Source organism: Stappia sp., assembly GCF_048268045.1.
Taxonomy (GTDB): Bacteria; Pseudomonadota; Alphaproteobacteria; order Rhizobiales; family Stappiaceae; genus Stappia.
Genome location: NZ_JBLWWG010000009.1, coordinates 19,535 through 40,782, shown reverse-complemented (window position 1 = coordinate 40,782; position 21,248 = coordinate 19,535). Strand labels below are relative to the sequence as shown.

General features: G+C 66.4%; 21 protein-coding genes. 7 read left to right on the top strand and 14 right to left on the bottom strand.

The genetic code is table 11. From position 1 onward, the window contains the following. Nucleotides 1-68 precede the first annotated feature (68 nt). Nucleotides 69-776: a helix-turn-helix domain-containing protein gene (locus tag ACN0WF_RS14935; RefSeq protein ID WP_417773568.1), complete on the bottom strand. Its 708-nt coding sequence runs from the start codon at nt 774-776 to the stop codon at nt 69-71. A 246-nt stretch (nt 777-1,022) separates the two neighbouring features. Continuing rightward, entirely contained in the window at nt 1,023-1,361 is a 339-nt protein-coding gene (locus tag ACN0WF_RS14930; RefSeq protein WP_417773567.1) for a response regulator, read from the bottom strand. A gap of 279 nt (nt 1,362-1,640) precedes the next feature. On the opposite strand from ACN0WF_RS14930, the gene ACN0WF_RS14925 reads away from it, so the two are divergent. Together ACN0WF_RS14925 and map are read left to right on the top strand one after the other, a co-directional pair. Further along, on the top strand, nt 1,641-1,853 hold the full coding sequence (locus ACN0WF_RS14925; RefSeq protein ID WP_417773566.1) for a ParD-like family protein: 213 nt from the start codon (nt 1,641-1,643) through the stop codon (nt 1,851-1,853). Continuing rightward, entirely contained in the window at nt 1,850-2,614 is a 765-nt protein-coding gene (map, locus tag ACN0WF_RS14920; protein WP_417773565.1) for a type I methionyl aminopeptidase, read from the top strand. The genes ACN0WF_RS14925 and map overlap by 4 nt, the downstream gene beginning before the upstream one ends. Before the next feature lie 96 nt (nt 2,615-2,710). Here map and ACN0WF_RS14915 read toward each other — a convergent pair whose 3' ends face one another. From ACN0WF_RS14915 to mscL, 4 genes are all read right to left on the bottom strand, one after another. Further along, entirely contained in the window at nt 2,711-3,328 is a 618-nt protein-coding gene (locus ACN0WF_RS14915) for a response regulator transcription factor (RefSeq protein WP_417773564.1), read from the bottom strand. Next, a complete protein-coding gene (locus tag ACN0WF_RS14910) occupies nt 3,325-4,503 on the bottom strand; it encodes a PAS domain S-box protein (RefSeq protein WP_417773563.1) in 1,179 nt (392 codons plus the stop codon). The genes ACN0WF_RS14915 and ACN0WF_RS14910 overlap by 4 nt, the downstream gene beginning before the upstream one ends. Before the next feature lie 88 nt (nt 4,504-4,591). Then, nucleotides 4,592-5,797 carry a pyridoxal phosphate-dependent aminotransferase gene (locus ACN0WF_RS14905; RefSeq protein ID WP_417773562.1) on the bottom strand — a complete coding sequence of 402 codons (1,206 nt, stop codon included), beginning with the start codon at nt 5,795-5,797 and terminating at the stop codon, nt 4,592-4,594. A gap of 32 nt (nt 5,798-5,829) precedes the next feature. Further along, a complete protein-coding gene (mscL, locus tag ACN0WF_RS14900; protein WP_417773695.1) occupies nt 5,830-6,264 on the bottom strand; it encodes a large-conductance mechanosensitive channel protein MscL in 435 nt (144 codons plus the stop codon). Between the two features lie 251 nt (nt 6,265-6,515). Between mscL and ACN0WF_RS14895 the strand changes: the two genes are divergently transcribed. Beyond that, complete coding sequence (locus tag ACN0WF_RS14895) at nt 6,516-10,040, top strand: NahK/ErcS family hybrid sensor histidine kinase/response regulator (RefSeq protein WP_417773561.1); 3,525 nt, start codon at nt 6,516-6,518, stop codon at nt 10,038-10,040. A 129-nt stretch (nt 10,041-10,169) separates the two neighbouring features. Beyond that, nucleotides 10,170-10,793 (top strand): cytochrome P460 family protein, encoded by a 624-nt coding sequence (locus ACN0WF_RS14890; protein WP_417773560.1) that lies wholly within the window; start codon nt 10,170-10,172, stop codon nt 10,791-10,793. 37 nt (nt 10,794-10,830) lie between these two features. Here ACN0WF_RS14890 and ACN0WF_RS14885 read toward each other — a convergent pair whose 3' ends face one another. Then, a complete protein-coding gene (locus tag ACN0WF_RS14885) occupies nt 10,831-11,508 on the bottom strand; it encodes a response regulator transcription factor (RefSeq protein ID WP_417773559.1) in 678 nt (225 codons plus the stop codon). A gap of 491 nt (nt 11,509-11,999) precedes the next feature. Here ACN0WF_RS14885 and pip point away from each other — a divergent pair, with 491 nt between their 5' ends. Then, nucleotides 12,000-12,965 carry a prolyl aminopeptidase gene (pip, locus tag ACN0WF_RS14880; RefSeq protein ID WP_417773694.1) on the top strand — a complete coding sequence of 322 codons (966 nt, stop codon included), beginning with the start codon at nt 12,000-12,002 and terminating at the stop codon, nt 12,963-12,965. 101 nt (nt 12,966-13,066) lie between these two features. Here pip and ACN0WF_RS14875 read toward each other — a convergent pair whose 3' ends face one another. Continuing rightward, nucleotides 13,067-13,666 carry a nitroreductase family protein gene (locus ACN0WF_RS14875; RefSeq protein ID WP_417773693.1) on the bottom strand — a complete coding sequence of 200 codons (600 nt, stop codon included), beginning with the start codon at nt 13,664-13,666 and terminating at the stop codon, nt 13,067-13,069. Nucleotides 13,667-13,881: 215 nt separating this feature from the next. Beyond that, nucleotides 13,882-14,361, bottom strand: a complete 480-nt coding sequence (locus ACN0WF_RS14870; protein WP_417773558.1) for a secondary thiamine-phosphate synthase enzyme YjbQ — start codon at nt 14,359-14,361, stop codon at nt 13,882-13,884. 229 nt (nt 14,362-14,590) lie between these two features. Here ACN0WF_RS14870 and ACN0WF_RS14865 point away from each other — a divergent pair, with 229 nt between their 5' ends. Together ACN0WF_RS14865 and ACN0WF_RS14860 are read left to right on the top strand one after the other, a co-directional pair. After that, complete coding sequence (locus ACN0WF_RS14865; protein WP_417773557.1) at nt 14,591-15,559, top strand: alpha/beta hydrolase; 969 nt, start codon at nt 14,591-14,593, stop codon at nt 15,557-15,559. A gap of 47 nt (nt 15,560-15,606) precedes the next feature. Then, nucleotides 15,607-16,479: an acyl-CoA thioesterase gene (locus tag ACN0WF_RS14860; protein WP_417773556.1), complete on the top strand. Its 873-nt coding sequence runs from the start codon at nt 15,607-15,609 to the stop codon at nt 16,477-16,479. 117 nt (nt 16,480-16,596) lie between these two features. On the opposite strand, the gene ACN0WF_RS14855 is transcribed toward ACN0WF_RS14860, so the two are convergent. From ACN0WF_RS14855 to ACN0WF_RS14835, 5 genes are all read right to left on the bottom strand, one after another. Next, entirely contained in the window at nt 16,597-17,079 is a 483-nt protein-coding gene (locus ACN0WF_RS14855; protein ID WP_417773555.1) for a hypothetical protein, read from the bottom strand. A 46-nt stretch (nt 17,080-17,125) separates the two neighbouring features. Beyond that, the gene (locus tag ACN0WF_RS14850; RefSeq protein ID WP_417773554.1) at nt 17,126-17,746 is read right to left on the bottom strand and encodes a 2-hydroxychromene-2-carboxylate isomerase; all 621 of its coding nucleotides are present in this window, start codon (nt 17,744-17,746) and stop codon (nt 17,126-17,128) included. Nucleotides 17,747-17,803: 57 nt separating this feature from the next. Continuing rightward, nucleotides 17,804-19,513, bottom strand: a complete 1,710-nt coding sequence (locus ACN0WF_RS14845) for a cisplatin damage response ATP-dependent DNA ligase (protein WP_417773553.1) — start codon at nt 19,511-19,513, stop codon at nt 17,804-17,806. A 75-nt stretch (nt 19,514-19,588) separates the two neighbouring features. Next, nucleotides 19,589-20,080: a hypothetical protein gene (locus tag ACN0WF_RS14840; RefSeq protein ID WP_417773552.1), complete on the bottom strand. Its 492-nt coding sequence runs from the start codon at nt 20,078-20,080 to the stop codon at nt 19,589-19,591. Continuing rightward, the gene (locus ACN0WF_RS14835; RefSeq protein ID WP_417773551.1) at nt 20,073-21,146 is read right to left on the bottom strand and encodes a ligase-associated DNA damage response exonuclease; all 1,074 of its coding nucleotides are present in this window, start codon (nt 21,144-21,146) and stop codon (nt 20,073-20,075) included. Before ACN0WF_RS14835 ends, ACN0WF_RS14840 begins: the two co-directional genes overlap by 8 nt. Nucleotides 21,147-21,248: the final 102 nt, after the last annotated feature.

Here is a 21,248-nt window from a genome sequence, read left to right as displayed (position 1 = left end):
CCGGGGCATACATGGCCGGCAGCGGCGCAAAGAGCGTCCAATCGGGGATACGTCGAAGGACGCAGGCGTCAGTGAATTCCGGTCAGCTGGCAGATGCCGCAAACGCGCGTGACGTAGATCCGGTCCTGGCGCTCGACCTTGACCAGACCGCGCCGCTTCAGCTCCGAGATGACCCGGCTGACGGTCTCGATCGTCAGGCCGAGATAGTCGGCGATCTCCTGGCGCGTCATCGCCAGCGGGACATCGTGGGTGTCGCAGTCGGGCGTGGCCGGGCCGGTGCAGCCCTCGCCGCCGCGGCCGGGAACCATGTGCATGAGAAACGAGGTGACCCGCTCCAGCGCGGACTTGCGCCCGAGCAGAACGGCATGCTCATGCATTCGCTCCATCTGCGCCATCAGGCAACGGGCGAGATGCCCCTGGAGATCCCGGCTGTCGTCGATTTCATGACGCTCGTGCACAAGGATCGCAGCCGGGGTCAGCGTCTCCGCCGAACAGTCGTAGTTCACGCCGGAAGCCGCGCCGAAGATCATGCCGGGGGTGAGCACCTCGACCACCTGACGGCGTCCGTCGGGCAGGAGCTTGTAGAGCATGACCGTGCCGGAAACGAGTTCGTAGACACGCGCCGCCGGATCGCCCTCGTAAAAGACGATGCTGTGCTGACCGCACCGCTGGGTGCGGCCCTGGCGGGCGGTGTCGGCGGCAAGGGCGGCAACGGCGCGGTCCGCGCCGGTCAGCACTGAGCCACGGGTTTCCGCGCTGCGCTCGATGAAAGCCATGAGTCCCTCCTAGAATGGCAGGAGGTCGCCCGGAGGAAGCCCCGATGGAGTTGAACGCCGTCCTGCGCTCGAACCATCCTGCCTGCCGCCCCGTCCGACGCCAGGCTGTCCGTCGACCCTGGGGAGACCCTAGGCCCTTCAGACTGCGTGCGAAATCGGGTCGTCTTCGTACGACTATCTACCTAGCCCGATCCCCGTGCGGCGTCGCCGCGACACGTCGACGCGAGGTCGACGAAGGACCCCTGGTCACAGGTGAGAGACGAGCGCTTCCTCGGTCAGAGGCTTGCGCAGCAGGATCGCCAGCGTCTCGGATCCAATCAACTCACCGATCCTGAGGCTCGACTGGCCGGTGATGGCGATGATCTTTGGGGGGACGCGCAGGCTGGTCAGCCAGCGGATGACCTGAGTTCCCGAGACGCCCGGCAGGCCGAGATCGACGATCACCGCATCCTGAGGAGCCGGCGGCGCGCATTCGAAAAAGGACTCCGCGTCCGGATAGATCCTGGACTCGTGGCCAATCTGCGTCAGCAGCAACGCAAGCGCATCGCCAACGCCAGGATCGTCCTCGACGATGTGAATGACCACCGATTCACCCTCTTGCCAACCGGAAATGCAATGCGGGGCCCCTCCCCGGCGAGCCGCTCCGATGGGCTTCACTATAGACCTAAGTGGCATCAGGAAAACTAAGGGGGAACACGCAAGCCGGCTTCCGGCGCCCCCCCGGCCGGCAAGCGGGGAGATGCCGCCTCGGGCAGGACATGCGGCACGCCCGTCACCCGAGAACCGGCGCGCGCTGTGCGTGGGCCTTGGCATTTCCCAGAAAATGAATATACGTTTCATATACATTTCATATATGGAGCAATCATGGGCATCGTGAGCATAGATGACGATTTGCACGACCAGTTGCGCAGGGCGAGCAAGGTGTCGTGCCGGTCGATCAATGCGCAGGCCGCCTACTGGATCAAGATAGGCATGCTGTGCGAGACCAATCCGACGCTCAGTTTCACCGAGATCATCGAGCGCGAGTTCAGTTCCGCAGGCGTTTCGGCCCAGTCGCTCGCCTGGAGGGACGCATGACGAAGCGGCCGGAGGAACTCGACCTGCTGGCTGAATCCGGCCGTTTGCTCGCTTGCGTCTTCGATCTTCTGGACCGAACCTCGCTCAGCGGCCTGTCAACGCTTCAGGTCAATGAAATGGTCGAGAATTTCATCGTTCACACCCTCGAGGCCCGCCCGGCGAGCAAGGGCCAATACGGCTATGGCTTCGTGTTGAATTCATCGGTGAACGATGTGGTCTGCCATGGCATCCCCTCGCAAGCGGACGTGCTGCGCGACGGCGACATAGTCAACTTCGACATCACTTTGGAGAAGAACGGCTATATCGCGGATTCCAGCAAGACCTACCTCATTGGCGAGGTACATCCAGCTGCAAGGCGACTGGTGCAGACCACCTACGAGGCGATGTGGAAGGGCATCCGGGCGGTGCGCCCGGGCGCACGGCTTGGAGACATCGGCTGGGCAATCGAACGTCATGCCAAGCGAAACGGCTACTCCGTGGTGCGAGAATATTGCGGCCACGGCATCGGCCGCCAAATGCATGAGGAGCCGCAGGTTCTGCACTTCGGGAAACCGGGAACCGGTCTCCCCTTGCGCGAGGGCATGGTCTTCACGATCGAGCCGATGCTCAACCACGGCCGAAGAGGCGTTGGAACGCGGGACGACGGCTGGACAGTCGTGACGAGAGACGGATCGCTCTCCGCGCAGTTCGAACACACCGTCGCGGTCACGGCGTCCGGCGTATCCATCCTGACACTGCGGCGCGAGGAAATCGCGCGCTGAACGTCACGCGGACGCCCGGCCGACGATGATCGTTGCCGCCAGGTATCAGCGCCACCCTCGGTGCTTGGGGGAAGTCCCGCAGGCTCTGCCCAGCGCCTAGGTCGCGAAGCCTTCACGCGACAGGACGATGCGCACCAGGTCGGCGGCGTTGCGCGCGCCGAGCTTTTCCATGATGCGGGCCCTGTGGACCTCGATCGTGCGCGGGCTGATGCCGAGCGTGCGGCCGGCTTCCTTGTTGGAGGCGCCGCCCGCGATCTCGGCCAGCACCTCGCGCTCGCGCGGGGTCAGCGTCTCGGAGCCGGCAAAAGAGGCAGGCAGTCCCTTGTCGTCCGGTGACTTCGCCGAAGCGGCGATGGCGTCGCGCACCCGACCAACGACCGTATCCGCGTCGAAGGGCTTTTCGATGAAGTCATGGGCGCCGTGCTTGATCGCTTCCACCGCCATGGGAATGTCGCCCTGGCCGGAAATGACGAAGACCGGAACGTCGAAGCCACCCTGATGCAGCCGGCGCAGGATCTCGATCCCGGACTGGCCGGGCATGTGGACATCCATGATCACGCAGTCGGGCCGCTTGCCGGCGATGACCGACATGAACGCTTCTCCGCTGTCGAACTCCTCCACCGAGAAGCCCTCCATGTCGAAGACGAGCGTGAGTGCGTCGCGAATGGCAGGGTCATCATCTACGATGTGTATGACCTGCGGGTTGGCATTCATGACGGCGTTCCCTCCTCATCGGTGTCGACATCCTCGACCGGACCCTTCCGGTCGAGCGGCAGGCGCAAAACGAATGCCGCTCCGCCTTCGGCAGTCGCGGATTCGACCGCGAGATCCCCGCCGTGAGTTTGCGCGATCGATCGCGAGATCGCCAGCCCCAGACCGAGCCCGCCCTTCTTTGAGCCGGAAAAAGCCTTGAAAAGTGTCGGAACCATCTCGGGCGGCACGCCGCCGCCGGAATCAGTGATACGCACGATCAGGTCGCGGTCGCGCTGGAAGACCGTGACGCCGACCTCGCGGACCGTCGTTTGACGCACGGCCTGCAGGGCATTGCGCAGAAGATTGATCAACACCTGCTGGATCTGCACCGGATCGATGCTGACCTCGGGCAGTTCCTCGGCAATGTCGACGTGAAACGCGACCCCCTCGATGGAGGTGCCGAGGGTGACCAGTTCCAGCGTTTCGCGCATCAGCTGTTCGACGGCTATGTTGCGCCGTTCCGGCTCGCGTTTCTCGACGAAACGGCGCATCCGCTGGATGATCTGGCTGGCGCGCTCAGCCTCCCGCACGCCCTTGTCGACGATCTCAACGAGCTTGATATCGTCGCCCTCGCTCATGACCCGGCGCTTGGCCGCCTGCAGATAGAGCATGATCGCGGTCAGCGGCTGGTTGAGTTCGTGGGCGATGGCCGCCCCCATCTCGTCGAGCGCGCTGATGCGGGTGGCGCTGACCAGTTGCGACTGCACCTCCGCCAGTCGACGCTCGACAACCTTGCGCGAGCGGATATCGCGCATGATGCCGATGAACTGGCGTCCCTCGGGCGTCGCCGCCTCGCCGACGGACAGCTCGATGGGAAACTCGGTGCCGTCGCGATGGCGGGCGCGCACCTCACGGCCGATGCCGATGATCTTCTTCTCGCCGGTGGAGAGATAGTTGCCGACATAGCCGTCGTGCGCAGCGGAATAGTCCGGCGGCATCAGAACCTTGACGTTCCGCCCGCGAACCTCGGCGGCGGTGTAGCCGAACAGCGTCTCGCAAGCCTTGTTGAAAAGGATGATGCGCGCGCGATCATCCATGATCACGATGCCGTCGACGGCGGTGTCGAGAACGCTCAGAAGCTGCGCTTCGGATACGGTCGGCGTCACGGCCTTTGCGCGGCCGTCGTCTTCTCCCATAGCAGATCCAGTCCGTTGATCTCGTTCGCCGCTCGCAGGCGCTCCCGCATAATACGCAGAAATCCGTAGCGCACGCCATGCGAGTCGGTCAACGAGATATCCAGCCCACCAGTCTTTCCGCCGCCGCCTCCAGTGCGGCGGGCGACCGGGCAAAGCAAAGGCGCAGGAACCCCTCGCCCGCCGCGCCAAAGGCACTTCCCGGCGCCAGGCCGACACCGGTCTCGGCGACAATGCGCTTGGCAAGCGCGCGGCTGTCGGGATAGCCGTCGACCGCGAAGAACAGGTAGAAGGCGCCGGCGGGTGGAGCAAATCGGGCGCGCCCCGTCTCGGCCAGCGCCTTTGTGACGATACGCCGCCCCGCGTCGGCGCGCTGCCGCTGCTCCGCCAGGAACGGCTCCCCCTGCTCCAGCGCGGCAACAGCGGCGGCCTGCATGAACTCGGCCACGCCCGAAGTCGCGTACTGGATGAGATTTTCCACCGTCTGGCCAATGGCGGGCGGGCCGGAAAGCCAGCCGATGCGCCACCCCGTCATCGCCCAGTTCTTGGAGAACGTGTTGACGTAGAGAATCAGGTCGTCGGGTTCCGCCACATCCATGAACGACGGCGCGCGCGCACTGCCCTTGGCCACGAACCGGCCGTAGACCTCGTCGGCGATGATCCAAAGCCCGTGCGCACGGGCAAGCGCCAGCAGCTCCGACAGGAGTTGCGTGTCGGCGACCCAGCCGGTCGGGTTGGAGGGCGAGTTCAGGTAGATCGCCCGCGTGCGCGGGGTGATCGCGTCGGCGATCCGGCCAAGGTCGAGCGTCCAGCCTGTTTCGGCGAAATCGAGCGCCACGGGAACGGCCCGGGCACCGGCGATCTCCAGGGCGGCGGCAAAATTCGGCCAGGCGGGAGAGGGATGGATCACCTCGTCGCCGGCGCCGGCGATGGCCTGTACGGCGATCTGGATCGCCTGCATGCCCGATCCGGTGACGAAATGGCGTTCGGCGCCCCAGTCGCGGCCGTAATGGACCAGGTGATAGCGCGCCAGCGCCTCGCGCAGGCTCGGGATGCCGCGCTGATAGGTGTAGAAGGTCTCGCCGCGCGCCAGCGAGGCGGCAGCCGCCTCGCGAATGAAATCCGGTGTCGGCAGGTCGCCCTCTCCCACCCACAGCGGGATCAGGTCGGCGCGGGCGCGGGCGAAATTGACGACCTCGACGATCCCGCTTTCGGGCGCGCAGCGGGCTTCCCGGCGCAACGCCTCGAGAACGGCGACGGGGGCGGCATCCCCCACGATGTTGGCAGGCGTGTCCATGCGCGGGGTCCGTCTGGTTGGTTGTGCGCGCGTCAGCGCGTCTTGAGAAGATCTCGGATCTCGGTGAGCAGCTTTTCCTGCGCGGTGGGCGCCGGCGGAGCCGAAGGAGCCGCGGCCTTTTGCTCGCGCAGCCGGTTGATCCCCTTGACGAGGATGAACAACGCAAAGGCAACGATCAGGAACTTGGAGATGGCGTTGGCGAAAAGGCCCACGTTCCAGGTGACGGCACCCGCCTCGCGGGCCGCGTCGACCGTCGCATAAGGGCCGGCCTGAACGCCCTGCTTCAGCACGACGAAGATTTCGGAGAAGTCGACGCCACCCAGCAGCAGACCGAGCGGCGGCATGATGATGTCGTCGACGAGCGAGGAGACGATGGCGGTAAAGGCGGCACCGATGACGATACCGATGGCCATATCCATCATGTTGCCCTTGATGGCGAACTTCTTGAACTCGCTCAGCATGCACAGTCTCCTTCGGCATTTTCCTGCGTGCTCCGCATGCCCGTTGCCGGCAGAGCTTCGAACTTTCCTTTAGCATGCAACCGCAGGAGCCGGAATCGCGGATTTGCATGGCTGATGGACACCTTGCGGCGTGGTTCGCGATGCTGCCCGTCCTATCCCTGCGGACAATGGACAGGCGGGCGCAAACGTGATCGGATTCCGCGCGACGGACGCCGTTCGGCAGCCGCAAGATGCACGGGGAAGGGAGGCCTGCGCGCATGCTCGAGGGTTGGGTGGTCGCCGTCGCGGCGATCGGCTACGTCCTGCTGCTGTTTGCCATTGCCAGCTACGGCGACCGCGCCCCGCGTCTTTCCAAGACCGGGCATGGGCGCCCGCTGATCTATGCCCTGTCGATCTCGGTCTATTGCACCTCATGGACGTTCTTCGGATCGGTCGGCACGGCGACGCATAACGGGCTGGAATTCCTGACGATCTACATCGGGCCCGTGCTCGTGTTCTCGCTCGGCTATCCGCTGCTGCGCCGCATGATCCGGCTTGCCAAGACCGAGCGCATCACCTCCATCGCCGACTTCATCGCCGCGCGCTACGGCAAGAGCCAACCCGTCGCCGCCGTGGTCGCCATCATCGCGGTGATCGGCGCGATCCCCTATATCGCGCTGCAGCTCAAGGCGGTCTCGATCTCGGTGACGACGATGATCGCCCAGCTCGACATCGTCCATGGCGGGCCGGACCTGCCCTATCTCAACGACATCACCCTGATCATCGCCATCGGAATGGCGATCTTCGCCACCTTGTTCGGCACCCGCCACATCGATGCGACGGAGCACCAGGAAGGCCTGATGCTGGCCATCGCGACGGAAGCGGTGGTCAAGCTGGTGGCCTTCCTGGCGGTGGGAATCTGGGTGACTTTCTACCTGTACGAGGGACCGGGCGAACTCTTCACGGCAATGGCCGCCAATCCGCGCGTGACGGACGTGATGACCGGCGAACTCGTCGGCGGCAACTGGGTGGTGATGACGCTGCTTTCGTTCTTCGCCGTCATCCTGCTGCCGCGCCAGTTTCACGTCACGGTGACGGAGAACAATTCGCCCGAGGAACTGCGGCGGGCGACGTGGCTCTTCCCCGCCTATCTGGTGGCGATCAATCTCTTCGTCGTGCCGATCGCGGCCGCGGGCATGATCCTACTGCCGGCCAGCGTCAATCCCGACACCTACGTGCTGGCGCTGCCGATCTCCGCCGGCCAACACTGGATGGCGCTGTTCGCCTTCATCGGCGGACTTTCGGCGGCCACCGCCATGGTGATCGTCGCGACCGTTGCGCTGGCGATCATGATCTCCAACGACCTGGTGATGCCGCTGGTGCTGCGCCGCTCAAGCGAGGACGCGATCATTTCCTCCAAGGGCGAGGACATGAGCCGTATCCTGCTGTTGATCCGGCGGCTCTCGATCTTCCTGACGCTGCTGCTGGCCTATGCCTATTTCCGCGCCGCCGGCGACACGGCGGCACTCACGTCCATCGGGCTGCTGTCCTTCGCGGCGGTGGCGCAATTCGCGCCCGCCTTCTTCGGCGGCCTGCTGTGGCGACGGGGCACGGCGCGCGGCGCCATCGCCGGCATGACGGCGGGTTTCGCACTGTGGATCTACACGCTGCTGCTGCCGACCTTCGCGCGCTCTGGCCTGATTTCCGACGCCTTCCTCGAAAGTGGGCCCTTCGGCCTGTGGCTGTTCCGCCCGCAGGCGCTGTTCTCGCTTGCCTTCGACCCGCTGACACACGGCGTCTTCTGGTCGCTCTCGGTCAATCTGGCGGCCTATGTGCTGGTCTCGCTGGCGCGCGCGCCCGAACCCATCGAACGGCTCCAGGCCAATATCTTCGTCCCCTCCGACCTGTCGCCGACGCCGGGCCTGCGGCTGTGGCGGACCTCGGTCACCGTCGGCGACCTGAAATCGACCATCGCGCGCTACCTCGGCGAGGAACGCACCGACCGCTCCTTCCAGCGCTTCGCCCGCGAACGCGGCCGCGACTACGATCTGAGCGCGACAGCGGATGCGCAGATCCTGCGGTTTTCCGAGCAGCTCCTGGCCAGTGCCATCGGCGCCGCCTCCTCGCGTCTGGTGCTGTCGCTCCTGGTCAAGCGGCGGGACCCGACCGGCAAGGGAGCTCTGAAGCTCCTCGACGACGCCACCGTCGCGATCCAGCACAACCGCGACTTGCTACAGACGGCCCTGGACCAGGTGCGCCAGGGCATTTCGGTCTTCGATCGGGACCTGCGCCTGATCTGCTGGAACCGACAGTTCCGCGAGTTGCTCGGCCTGCCGCCGGAATATGGCCAGGTCGGCACCCCGCTCGATGCGATCGTGCGTTTCAACGCCAAGCGCGGCGTCTTCGGCAACGACCCGGTGGAGGCAATCGTCGGCGACAGGATCGCCCGGCTCGCGGTGCGCCACGAGGTGTTCCAGGAATACATGTCTCCGTCCGGGCTCGTGCTCGAGGTGCGCACCAGCCCGATGCCCGATGGCGGCATCGTCACCACCTACACCGACATCACCGAGCGCGTGCTCGGCGCGGAGGCGCTGGCGCGCGCCAACGAGACGCTGGAAGGGCGCGTGCGAGAACGCACGCTTGAACTTACCCGCGTCAACGAGGAGCTGACCAACGCCAAGCGGCTCGCCGAAGAGGCCAATCTGGGCAAGACCCGCTTCCTCGCCGCCGCCGGCCACGACATCCTTCAGCCGCTCAACGCCGCAAGACTCTATTCCTCCAGCCTGATCGAGCGTTTCGCGGAAGGCGAGCTCCGGCATCTGGTCCACAATGTCGATGCGTCGCTGGAATCGGTCGAGGAGATCATCGGCGCCGTGCTCGACATCTCCCGGCTCGACACCGGCGCGCTGAAACCGGAGTATTCCGTCTTCCGCATCGAGGACGTGCTCAGCCCGCTGCGCATGGAGTTCGAGCCGGTGGCGCAGGAGAAGAACCTCGACCTGCGGATCCTCCCGAGCAGTCTCAGCGTCCGCTCGGACCGGCGCCTGCTGCGCCGCCTCCTGCAGAATCTCGTCTCCAACGCGATCAAATACACCCGCAAGGGCCGCGTGCTGGTGGGGCTGCGCCGGCGTGGCGGCCAGGCGATCATCGAGGTGCATGACACCGGCATCGGCATCCCGGAAGCAAAGCAGCCGCTCATCTTTCTCGAGTTTCACCGCCTCGACGACGGCGCGCGCGAGGCACGCGGCCTCGGTCTCGGCCTGTCCATCGTCGAACGCATCTCGCGGGTGCTGAACCATCCCGTGTCGCTCGTCTCGCGCAGCGGCGTGGGCTCGCGCTTTTCCATCGAACTGCCGGCCGCGGCACCGCTGCCGGAGAGCGTCGGTCGACCGCTCGCCACCGCGATGCCGGGCGAACTCAACGGACTTCGCGTGCTGGCGATCGACAATGAGCCACAGATCCTGGACGGCATGCGCGTGCTTCTTGGTGGCTGGGGATGCCGTGTCCTGACCGCACTCGACCCGCGCGATGCCGCCCGCCAGGTCGCCGACGCCGGGATTACGCCGGACGTGCTCATCGTCGACTATCACCTCGATGAGGGAACCGGCGTCGACGCGGTCGTGCAGTTGCGCTGGAAACTCGGGGCGGAAATTCCGGCGATCCTGGTCACCGCCGACCGCAGCCGGTCGGTGCGCGCAGAAGCGGCGGAGAGAGACATCGACATGCTCAACAAGCCTGTGAAGCCGGCGGTTCTGAGAGCTTATCTCGCCCGATTGCGGGCAACGGCAAGTGCGGCGGAATGATCGACCTCAATATCAACCAGAAGTGTAATTTATTTTCTTGAATACCCCTAAAAGTGGTGGCCACATTGACCTGCCAGGCTGATCGCCGGGCATTCGCCAGCGCGGACACACCCTGTCGGGGAGAGTTTCATGCAAGCCAGTCACGCATCGTCCCTTGCCCTTGCCACCCTTCGCCTGCCTGCCGTTCTACTGGCTCTTGCAGCCCCCGCCGCGGCGGCGGACTGCAATGCCGGAAAGCCGGGTTCGGAACTGACCCCGCTTGAGGCCGCTCAGGCCTGGCACTGCGTCCACGTCGCGCTGCACGATGCCTACAAGGCCGGCGACAAACGCTGGGTTCCAGCCGACTTGGTCAACGACTACCGGTCGTGGAAGGCGGCGACCGACCTTCCCGCCCGCGCCGACGACACGCATGGCGGGCGCTTCCACATCACCTTCGTCAATCCGGCGGCGGAAAAGACCTATATGGCGTTTCGCGAAACCGGCGTGAAAATGCCGGAGGGATCCGCGCTCGTCATGGAGACCTATGATGTGAATGAGGCCGGCGAGATCGATTTCGGCCCGCTCTTTCTGATGCGCAAGGTCGCCGAGGGAAGCTCGCCGGAAACCGGCGGCTGGCATTACATGGAGGTCGCGCCCGACGGCGTGCCGATGACACCGGATGCGGTCGCCACCTGCAGCGCCTGCCATCAGGAGCGCTTCGGCGCGCGCGACGCGGTCGCCTATCCGGCTCCCGAGGCCCGCGCCAAGCCGTGAACGGGCGCGCGCGAAAACCCCGCGCGCCCCGTCGAGATCACCCGATCGGCACCGCCGCCTGCCAGTGTCCCTGCTCGATGCGGGCGGCGGCGATGACCGCCTGCGTCCGGCTTTCCACGCCGAGCTTCTGCAGAATCGCCGAGACATGCGCCTTGACGGTCGCCTCGGAGACACTCAGCTCATAGGCGATCTGCTTGTTGAGAAGCCCTTCCGACAGCATCATGAGCACCCGCACCTGCTGCGGCGTCAGGCTGGCCATGCGCTGGACCATGGCGGCGGTTTCGTCGTCGTCGACCCCCAGCAGCATGTCGGGCGGGGTCCAGGCATTGCCCGCCATCGTCGCGGCGATGCCGGCGCGGATCACCTCGATGCCGCGCGACTTGGGAATGAAACCCGCCGCGCCAAGCTCCATGCAGCGGCGCACCGTTGGTGCGTCCTCGCTCGCCGACACCATCACCACCGGAACCCCGGGATACTGGGCGCGAAGATAGATCAACCCGGCGAAGCCGCGCATGCCCGGCATCGACAGATCGAGAAACAGGAGATCGACTTCGTCGCTGCCTTCCAACGCGGCGGCGGCGTCCTCCAGCGTACCGACCTCGGAGATTGCGGCGCCGGGGTAGAGGTTCTCGATGGTCTGGCGCAGTGCGCCACGAAACAATGGATGGTCGTCCGCAATCACGAAATGAAAGGCAGCGCTTTCCGTCACACCCATTCCTCCCTCGCCCGCCGGTGTTGCCCGCCGGTGTTGCCCGGCTGTCTTGCCCGCTCGCAGCCGGCACCGCTTTGCGCAGTGTCTTCTGCCGCCCTGCTGGGGTTCCCCGCTTCGGCTTGCCGCCGTTCCCCTTGCGCCGGCCGTCGCCGGCGCGCGGCGCGGCATTCGGCGGCCGGCCATTATCGCGGCAGCGCGGTGCCGCATCAAGTCCCGCCTTCAACCGCGAATTGTGCGCGTCTTCAGGCACGCGCCCGAGCTGGCCTGGCCTCCTCGCCCCGATATTCTCGCAAAGCTCTCCCTGCCATGGCGGCGCCCGGTGCGATGATCTCTCTCTTCACACGCGCTTCGCCACGCCGCGGGAGTTGCATCGCCGTACCGGCGCACCCCGCCATGCTGCCCAGACGGCCGTTTTCTTCGCGCGCCCAAGCGTCTAGTGTCGCAAGCGCGCCGGCCGGCGCATCCGACACACGATTCTCCCTTGCGAGGTTTCCCTGATGCGCGCGTCGCTTTATCCGCCGATCGATCCCTACGCCTCCGGTCACCTGGCCGTCGACTCGCTGCACAGCCTCTATTTCGAGGAATGCGGCAATCCCGAGGGGATTCCCGTGGTCATGCTGCATGGCGGGCCAGGTGGCGGCGCCGGCGAGATCATGCGCCGCTTCCACGATCCGGCCGTCTACCGCATCGTCCTGTTCGATCAGCGCGGATGCGGTCGCTCGACACCCCATGCCGAGCTTCGCGAAAACACCACATGGGACCTCGTGGCCGACATCGAGCGGCTGCGCGAACATCTGGGCATCGACCGCTGGCAGGTCTTCGGTGGATCCTGGGGCTCGACGCTGGCGCTGGCCTATGCGCAGAGCCACCCCGAGCATGTCACGGCGCTGGTGCTGCGCGGCATCTTCCTGCTGCGCCGCGCGGAACTGCTGTGGTTCTATCAGGAGGGAGCGAGCTGGCTCTATCCCGACCTGTTCGCCCCCTACCGCGATTTCATCCCCGAGGACGAGCGCGGCGACATGGTGGGCGCCTACCACCGCCGGCTCACCGGGCCGGACGAGGCGCTGCGCGGCGAGGCCGCGGTTCGCTGGGCGCTCTGGGAGGGCTCGACCCTGTCGGTGCAGCGCGATCCGGAGCGCGAGGCGCGCTTCACCGACGCGCAGTTCTCGCTGGCGTTCGCGCGTATCGAATCGCACTATTTCGCCAATGGCGGCTTCTTCCGCCACGACGACCAGTTGCTGCGCGACATCGACCGCATTCGCAACATTCCCGGCGTCATCGTTCACGGACGTCATGACGTGGTGACGCCGATGAAGAACGCGGTCGACCTCTCCAATGCCTGGCCGGAGGCGGACCTGCGCATCGTCGAGGACGCGGGTCATGCCGCCAGCGAGCCGGGCATCGTCTCGGAGCTGGTCGAGGCCGGCCGCCGTTTCGCCAAGCTGGCGAACGCGCGCTGAGCCAGCGCCGTCCGCCACGGAAGCGAAGGCGGAACACAAACAAAAAAGGCCGGAGAAATCTCCGGCCTTTTTCGTCTCGCGGGGAGTTGGATCCTGCCTGATCAGGCAAAGACCTTGAAGCGGTCGCCGTCGTCCATGAAGGTCTTCTCGCCGAAGCCACCCTCATGCGAGCCGAACGGCATCTGGGCGCGCAGCTTCCAGCTCGCGGGGATCGCCCAGGTCTTGGCGACTTCCTCGTCGATCACCGGATTGTAGTGCTGCAGGCTGGCGCCGATGCCGGCCTCGGCAAGCACCGTCCAGACGGCGTGCTGGGCAATGCCGGTGGAATGCTCCGACCAGATCGGGAAGTTGTCGGCATAAAGGGCGAACTTCTCCTGCAGGCCCTTCACCACGTCCTGGTCCTCGAAGAACAGCACCGTGCCGGCGCCGGCCGCGAAGCTGTCGAGCTTGGCCTCGGTCTGGGCGAAGCCCTCGGCCGGCACGATCTTGCGCAGCGCTTCCTTGGTGATGTTCCACAGGCGGTCGCTCTCGGCACCGAACAGGATGACGGCGCGCGAGCTCTGCGAGTTGAAGGAAGACGGCGACAGGCGGATCGCCTCCTGAACGAGTTCGCTCACGGCGTCGTTCGAAAGCGGGATGGACTTGCCGAGCGCATACTGCGAACGGCGCTTGCGCAGGGCGTCGAGAAACTGGCTGGTCATTGTCATTGCCTTGTCCGTGCGGCGAGCGAGATCGCCCCTTCGCGACCAAACGGTCCGAAGGGCTCATGCCCGCAATCGTCGATGAGCGCGGCCGCTTGGGTTCGACCGCAAGGATGTGCCTTACGATATCGGGAGGCCCGGCACCATCGCCAGTGCGCAAATCGGAAACAGTGTGTCAAAAAAGGGTGACGATTGTTCTCTTTTCGCGCCGTCGCTCAGGTGCCCAGGTAGCGCAACGTCAGCGACCTCTGGTGCGGAGCGTCGCGGTGCTCGAGAAGGTAGATCTCCTGCCAGGTGCCCAGGTCGAGCCGGCAGGCGACCACCGGGACATGCAGCGTCACGCCCGTCAGCACGGACTTGACGTGGGCCGGCATGTCGTCGCGGCCCTCGGTCTGGTGGCGCCATTGCGGCCCCTCGGGCGCGAGGCGCGACAGTGCGTCGACGAGATCGGCTTGGACGTCGGGATCGGCGTTCTCCTGGATCGTCAGAGAGGCCGTGGTGTGGCGCAGGAACAGACTGAGTTCGCCGTCGCGCAGGCCCTGCTCGTCGAGCCAGCCGTCGAGGATCCGGCTCAGCCCGTAGACACCGCGCCCGCGCGTCGCCAGGACAAGCCGCCCCATGCGCTGGCGCAGGTCGAGACCATCGTCCTCGAAGGTCCAGACTTCAGGCGATTCGCTCCCTCGCGGTTGCCTCATGGCTTCCCAACCTCCATTCTCCGATGCGAGTATGCGAAGGTGAAAGCGCCCGCGCAAGCTGCGGGTAGAATACAACTTGCGAATCCAGCGCCGATTTCTGCGGTTGCACCTTGCCGGCTCTCTCACGCGCGCGCTACAGCCGCTGGCAGGGCTTGGCAGAAACAACAGTACCCTTTAGCTTGACGACGTAATTTCTTTCGACACCGATGGGAAATGGGGCGGTGGCCGAATGGCTTCAAATGATGTCTATGCCGCCTGGGACGAGGCCAGCGAAGAGACCCGCGACTTCAACCGCGATCTCCTGCGCCGCCTTGCGCTCTTTCCGGACCAGTGGTCCTATCCGCCGCAGGTGATCCGCGAGCGGCGGGCGCAGGGGCTTGGCCCCTTTCCGACGCCGCCGCGCCTCGATCATGCCGAGACGCGGGTTATCTCCGGTCCGCACGGGGAAATCCCCTTGCGCATCCTGCGTCCGCGCGGGCGGCCGTCGGAAGGAGCGTTCCTGCATCTGCACGGCGGCGGCTGGACGCTGGGTGGCGCCGACGAGCAGGATCCGCGTCTTGCCGAAATCGCCGACAACACCGGCCTGACGGTCGTCTCTTGCGAGTACCGTCTCGCACCCGAGCACCCCTATCCGCAGGCACCCGACGACTGCGAGGCGGCCGCCTTGTGGCTGCAGGCCGAGGGCGAGGCGGAATTCGGCGCCGCGCGCTTCGCCATCGGCGGCGAGTCGGCGGGAGCCAACCTGGCCGCCGCAACCGTTTTGCGGCTGCGCGACCGACATGGTCTTGGCCAGTTTTTCCTCGGGGCCGTTTTCGCCTGCGGGTGCTTCGACCTGCGCCTGACGCCCAGCGCCCGGGCCTGGGGAGACCCCAAGCTGGTGCTCAACACGCGCGACCTCACCATGTTCGTGCGCCACTATCTGGCCGACGGCCAGAGCCCCGATGCGCCGGATATCTCCCCGCTGATGGCCGATCTTGGCGGCTTGATGCCGGCTCATTTCGCCATCGGAACCGAGGATCCCCTCCTCGACGATACGCTGTTCATGGCCGAGCGCTGGCGCGCGGCCGGCAACACGGCCGAACTTGCCGTCTATCCGGGCGGCTGCCATGTGTTCCAGCGCTTCGACCTCGCGATCGCGCGGCAAAGCAACGCCGCAATCGACACCTTCCTCGGCTCGCTTCCCAGAGCCGTTTCCTGACCCGCCAACGTAATTCAAACCTTTGAAAGCTCTTGGAGCAACACCTGATGTCCGCTTTAGAAACGTTGTTTTCCTTCGTGAATTGCTGGGAGTGCGATGAAAACGATCACCTCAACGTCCAGTTCTACCTGAGCCGCTTCGAGGAGGCCGACCGGCAGTTCCGCCTCCAGAGCGGCCTGACCGACGCCGTCGCCGGCCCGCGCCGGGCGCGGCACATGCGCTTCCACAACGAGTTGCTGGCGGGCGATGCGCTGGTGATGACCAGCCATGTCGCCTTCGACGGTCCCTATATGCTCACCGTCGTGCACGAGCTGCGCCGCACCGCCGACAACTCGCTCGCCGCGACCGCCATCGACGGCTACGCGCCGGCGGACAGCATGGCGCGCGAGCTGCGTCGCCGCTTCCAGGATGTCAGCGCCGCGATGCCCGACCAGGCACTGCCACGCGGGCTCTCGGCCGCCGGCGACATCGGCGTGGCGACCGTACGTCAGCTCGAAAGCGCTGGCGCGCGCATCGTTCACCGCGCCACCGTGCTGCCGCGCCACGCCGGGCCGGACGGGCGGGCCGACGATACGTTCGCCGCAACATGCTTCGTGGAAGGCGCGCCGCATGTGTGGAACATGACGCCGTTGACGGAAGGCTATCTGGGTGAGCGCAATCACGGGCGCGTCGTCACCGAGCTCAAGCTCTCGTGGCTCGGGCCGCTGAAGCCGGGCGACCCGGTCGTCACCTATTCCGGCCTGACCGGCGCGGGCAACACCACCTTCACCATTCGCCACCATTTGTTCGAGGCCCGCACCCAGCGTCTCGCTGCCGTATGCGACGTGGTTTCGCTGGCGCTCGATCTGGAGACGCGCAAGTCCGTCCCGCTCGGCGAGGATGTGCGCTCGGCGATCCTCAAGGCAACGCTGAAGCGCTAAGCCACGCGCCTCCGCCGCGCAGGGGCTGCGGACCAAGGGACACCGAAAAGGCCGGAGGCGCGGGCGTCGCGCATCTCCGGCCTTTGTCTTTTCAGGAGGCGTTTCAGACGCCCCGCGTCACTCCTGCAGGCCGTCGTATTCCTTCTTCAGCGTCTTCATCATGCCGAAGAAACGGCGCATCGCCTTTTCCGTGAAGTCGAGGGCTTCATCGAGCTCCTTCTCCTCGCGAGGCGTGAACTGCGGTCCCGGGCCGTCGGGCTTGTCGGCATAGGGATCTTCTTTCTGGTCTTCCCCGAGCTGCGCGCGCAGGCGGTCAGTTTCCGCCTTCAGCGCCGCGACCTGGTCGCCGAGGCGGGCAATCTCCGCCTCCATTGCCTTTTGCGCATCGGGCACGGCGACGCAGCGCCAGCTCTCATTGTGGCGGCTGCACTCGGCGACGCGGCCGCTGTTGCGGTCGAGACGCAGGAAGATGTCGCCGGCCGGCGCCAACACGTAGCGGTCCTTGTCGACCTGCGGCCGATCCTGCTGCGCCAGCGCGGGGACGGTGGCGATCAGGCCCGCAACAAGCCCCAGGGCAATGGCGTTCGCTCGCATGCGCATCCCATGATCCTTTTCCCAACGGTATCCGCCACGCCTACGCACGGTTTCACGGCTGCTCGTAGGCCGGCCGGCCGCTCTTCAGCGCGTCTTCCAGCAGTTCGAGGCGATCCTGGCCCCAGAAGATCTCGCCGTTGAGCACATAGCTCGGAGACCCGAAGACGCCGATTTCGACCGCTTCGGCCTGATTGGTCATATAGCGTTCGACGACGGCCTTTTCACCGGCCTGGGCGATCACGGTCTCGGCGTTGAGGCCAAGCTTGCCGAGAATGGCCGTGTGCACGGCCTCGCGGGCGATATCCTGCTCTTCCACCCACAATGCCCTGAGAACGGCCTCGCTGTAGTCGGCGACCGGGCCGCCCTCGACGGCAAGCGACAGCGCGATCCGGTCGGAAAGGTCCGGATTGACAGGGAAATGGGCCGGCTGCAGCGTCAGCGGCAGGTCGCGGAAGGCGCGCCAGCGCTGCAGCTCGATCAGCCGGTAGGCCTGGCGTACCGGATGACGACGGGCCAGCGGCAAGCCGCCGGTTTCGGGAAAGACGGAGGCCAGCGAAACCGGCCGGAAGCGAACCGCATAGCCCTGGCGGTCGGCCATGTCGAGAAACGCCCGATGGCCGAGATACGTCCACGGCGAGGCATGGGTGTAGAAATATTCGATGACGCGCTGCATGGCGGCTGTGGGCTCCTTGTCGAGGTGGGCACACCCTGCGACGGGACGCCGTCGCGATCAAGTCTCCTTGCCTTCATCGAGAAGCTTCTCGAGCGTCTCGATGCGGTCGGCCTCCGCCGCCGGCTTGTCCCAGCGCAGCCGCGAAATCCGGGGAAATCGCATGGCCAGCCCCGACTTGTGACGTGTCGAGCGGCTCAGCCCCTCGAAGGCGACCTCCAGCACCAGCCCCGCATCCGGATCGTGGCGCACCTCGCGCACCGGCCCGAAGCGGTTGATCGTGTTGGCGCGCACGAAGCGGTCGATCTCGAGCAGCTCCTCGTCGGTGAACCCGAAGTAGGCCTTGCCGACCGGCACCAGTTCCGCCGCCCCGTCGCCACTGTCGCGCCAGACCCCGAACGTATAGTCCGAATAATAGGACGAGCGCTTGCCGTGGCCGCGCTGCGCATACATCAGCACCGCGTCGACGCGGAAGGGATCGCGTTTCCACTTGTACCATTCCCCCTTCGGCCGACCGGGCAGATAGGGAGCCTCACGGCGCTTCAGCATCACCCCTTCGATGGCCGCGGCATCGGCGCCCGGGTACAGGGTTTCAGGCGCATTGCGCGCCGCCGCCAGCGCCGGCCAGTCGGGCGCGTCGAGCAGCGGCGACAGGTCGATGCGGCCAGCGCCCAGCTCCGCGACGAAGGCCTCGAGCCGGGCCCGACGCTGGTGAAATGGCAGGCCCCGAAGGTCCTCCCCGTCGCAGGCAAGCAGGTCGTAGGCACGGATCGCGGCCGGTTGCTCTCGCATCAGCTTCGCCGTCACCGTCTTGCGGTTCAGCCGCTGCTGAAGCGCGTTGAAGGAACGGACCGCCCCCGCCTCGACGATGAGCAACTCTCCATCGATCGCGCCCTCGAAGTCGAAGGTCTCTACGAGATCGGGAAAGGCGCGGGAGATATCCTCCCCGGTACGGCTGTAAAGCCGGCGCATCGGCCTCCCCTGACGGTCGCGCCCGGCAACCGCCTGCACGCGGATGCCATCCCACTTCCACTCGGCGACGAAATCGGCGGCATCGAGCGTTTCAAGGTCCCGCGCCTCGAGCGGATGGGCGAGCATCGCCGGACGAAAGGGTGCCGGATCGTCGCTTTCCGGCCGGGGGCAACGGCCCTCGGCCCAGGCGAACAGCTCCGCATAGGGTGGGGCAAGCCCGTGCCAGACTTCCTCGACATCATCGGCCGAAAGCGCGCCCAGCGACGCCACGGCGGTCTTGGCAAGGCGTGCGGAGACGCCGACGCGCAGCCCGCCGGTGACGAGCTTGAGCAACGCCCAGCGTCCGGTCTCGTCGAGCCGGTCGAGCCAGCCGGTGATCAGGCCGGGCACCTCGGCACGGCCGGCGTGCGTCAACGTGGTGACGACATCGGCAAGGTGCAGCGGCTCCGCCGTCGCCGCCTCGCCCGGCACGGCCTCTGGACCTGCCCCCGCTTCACGCGCCCCCGCTTCGGGCACCTCTGCGGCCCCCTGCTGCCAGATCAACGCGATGGTCTCCGACAGGTCGCCGACAAAGTCATAGGAAAGCGAGAAAAGCACCGGATCGACACGCTCTGCGGCGAGTGCGCGCAGCATCGCCGGCTTGGCGTGGCGGAAGGAGAGACCGCCCGTCAGCGCGGCAAGCGCGATCCCGCGATCAGGATCGGGAACGGAGCGAAAATGCTCGCCAAGCAGCCGCAGCTTGGCGCCGCGGCGCGGCTCGAAGGACAGCCGGTCGAGCAGGCTCGCGAAACGCTGCATCCCTCTCCCCCTTGCCGTGGCCCGCCCGGCGCAACGGCGCCGGGCGGCTCGGATCTTACCCGGCCCGCTCCCCGATCAGGGCTCGTTGACGATCATGGCGATCGACCAGTCGGTTCCCGAATAGATCAGGTGGTAATGGCAGACGAACTCCAGCAGCGGCTCGCCGTCGGCGTCGTTCTGGCTCCAGGCCAGCGTGACGAGGCCGGCGTCGCCCTCCAGATGACCGGAGACCACCTCATAGGTGGAGTTCACCACCCCTTCCTTGCCGAGCGCGGCGAGCAGCTTCTCGATGTTCTCCAGCAGCTCCTCGTCATCCTGGAAGACGTTGCCCTTGCCGAACTGCCAGATCACCGCCGGATAGGCGAAGCAGTCGGCAATGCCTTCCGCGTCGAAGTCGTCAAAGGCATCGCGGTAGTCGTCGAAGAGACTGAAAGCGGCCTCCTCGAGAGCCGCGCCCACTGCATCCTCATCGTCCTCGACCGGAAGTGTTGCCCCGTTCGGCGACAGCCGGTGGTCCTCGGGCAGGGAGTCCGCCGCCTCGTCGCGGTCGGTTTTCCTGTCACCCATCTTTAGCCCCTTCATGTTCTGCGGCCCCAGGAGAAACGGGCGCTGTACCCGTTTCCCCCTCGGCCTCGCCGTCCCCATAGCCGATCAGGTTGAGGGGCCGGGCGGCAAGCCCCTCAGTGCGGCACCAGTGCACCAGCGCCTCCTCGGCGCCATGCGTTACCCAGATCTCGCCCGCGCCGGTCTCCGTGATGGTCCGGCGCAGGTCATCCCAATCCGCGTGATCCGAGATCACAAGCGGCAGTTCCGCGCCGCGCTGGCGGGCCCGCGCCCGCACGCGCACCCAGCCGCTGGCAATCGCCGTCACCGGGTCGCCGAAGCGCCTCGACCAGCGGTCCGCCAGTTGCCCCGGCGGGCAGAGCACGATCTCCCCGGCAAGCTCGCGGCCGCGACCGCCAACCGGCTCGAGCGGACCGAGCGCGACGCCCTCCGCCTCGTAGAGCGCGCAAAGCCGTTCGAGCGCACCGTGCAGATAGATCGGCCGCTCGTGCCCCGCCCGGCGCAGCTCGGCGATCACCCGTTGCGCCTTGCCCAGCGCGTATGCCCCGACCAGATGGGGCCTGTCGGGGAAAAGCGCAAGCGAGGCGAGCAACTTGCCTATCTCCCCGACCGCTGGCGGATGACGGAAGACCGGCAGGCCGAAGGTCGCTTCGGTAATGAAGACGTCGCAGGGCACCAACTCGAACGGAGCGCAGGTTGGATCCTGCTGGCGCTTGTAGTCGCCCGAAACCACGACACGCAGGCCGGCGCTCTCGATCAGGACCTGCATGGAGCCGAGCACATGGCCGGCGGGATGGAAGGACACGCGCACCCCGCCAAGACGGACCGTCTGTCCGGGCTCGGCGACCTGCATGGTGCCTGCAAAATCGGCTCCATAGCGCACTTCCATGATCGCCAGCGTCTCGCGCGAGGCCAGCACCGCGCCGTGACCGGCGCGGGCATGGTCCGCGTGACCATGGGTCACCAGCGCCCGCTCCACCGGCCGCAGCGGGTCTATGTGGAAGTCGCCGCGCGGGCAGTAGAGCCCCGCCGCGGTCAGCGTCAGAATGTCGGCACCCGTCGTCGCCATGCGCCCGTCCGGCTCCTGCGTCGTTCTCCCCTGGCAATCTAGGGCCGATGCCGGTCGTTGGAAACGAGGTCGGTCAGCTTTGCACGGTTTCCGCCGGCCGGC

Bases quoted from the DNA above. Each gene is read 5' to 3' on its own strand.
- ACN0WF_RS14865 (WP_417773557.1), top strand. From the start codon at position 14,591: ATGGCTTCAAATGATGTCTATGCCGCCTGGGACGAGGCCAGCGAAGAG.
- ACN0WF_RS14915 (WP_417773564.1), bottom strand. From the start codon at position 3,328: ATGAATGCCAACCCGCAGGTCATACACATCGTAGATGATGACCCTGCC.
- ACN0WF_RS14910 (WP_417773563.1), bottom strand. From the start codon at position 4,503: ATGGGAGAAGACGACGGCCGCGCAAAGGCCGTGACGCCGACCGTATCC.
- ACN0WF_RS14935 (WP_417773568.1), bottom strand. From the start codon at position 776: ATGGCTTTCATCGAGCGCAGCGCGGAAACCCGTGGCTCAGTGCTGACC.
- ACN0WF_RS14845 (WP_417773553.1), bottom strand. From the start codon at position 19,513: ATGCAGCGTTTCGCGAGCCTGCTCGACCGGCTGTCCTTCGAGCCGCGC.
- ACN0WF_RS14850 (WP_417773554.1), bottom strand. From the start codon at position 17,746: ATGCAGCGCGTCATCGAATATTTCTACACCCATGCCTCGCCGTGGACG.
- ACN0WF_RS14875 (WP_417773693.1), bottom strand. From the start codon at position 13,666: ATGACCAGCCAGTTTCTCGACGCCCTGCGCAAGCGCCGTTCGCAGTAT.
- map (WP_417773565.1), top strand. From the start codon at position 1,850: ATGACGAAGCGGCCGGAGGAACTCGACCTGCTGGCTGAATCCGGCCGT.
- ACN0WF_RS14870 (WP_417773558.1), bottom strand. From the start codon at position 14,361: ATGAGGCAACCGCGAGGGAGCGAATCGCCTGAAGTCTGGACCTTCGAG.
- ACN0WF_RS14835 (WP_417773551.1), bottom strand. From the start codon at position 21,146: ATGGCGACGACGGGTGCCGACATTCTGACGCTGACCGCGGCGGGGCTC.
- ACN0WF_RS14895 (WP_417773561.1), top strand. From the start codon at position 6,516: ATGCTCGAGGGTTGGGTGGTCGCCGTCGCGGCGATCGGCTACGTCCTG.
- ACN0WF_RS14885 (WP_417773559.1), bottom strand. From the start codon at position 11,508: ATGGGTGTGACGGAAAGCGCTGCCTTTCATTTCGTGATTGCGGACGAC.
- ACN0WF_RS14890 (WP_417773560.1), top strand. From the start codon at position 10,170: ATGCAAGCCAGTCACGCATCGTCCCTTGCCCTTGCCACCCTTCGCCTG.
- ACN0WF_RS14855 (WP_417773555.1), bottom strand. From the start codon at position 17,079: ATGCGCATGCGAGCGAACGCCATTGCCCTGGGGCTTGTTGCGGGCCTG.
- ACN0WF_RS14905 (WP_417773562.1), bottom strand. From the start codon at position 5,797: ATGGACACGCCTGCCAACATCGTGGGGGATGCCGCCCCCGTCGCCGTT.
- ACN0WF_RS14860 (WP_417773556.1), top strand. From the start codon at position 15,607: ATGTCCGCTTTAGAAACGTTGTTTTCCTTCGTGAATTGCTGGGAGTGC.
- ACN0WF_RS14925 (WP_417773566.1), top strand. From the start codon at position 1,641: ATGGGCATCGTGAGCATAGATGACGATTTGCACGACCAGTTGCGCAGG.
- ACN0WF_RS14840 (WP_417773552.1), bottom strand. From the start codon at position 20,080: ATGGGTGACAGGAAAACCGACCGCGACGAGGCGGCGGACTCCCTGCCC.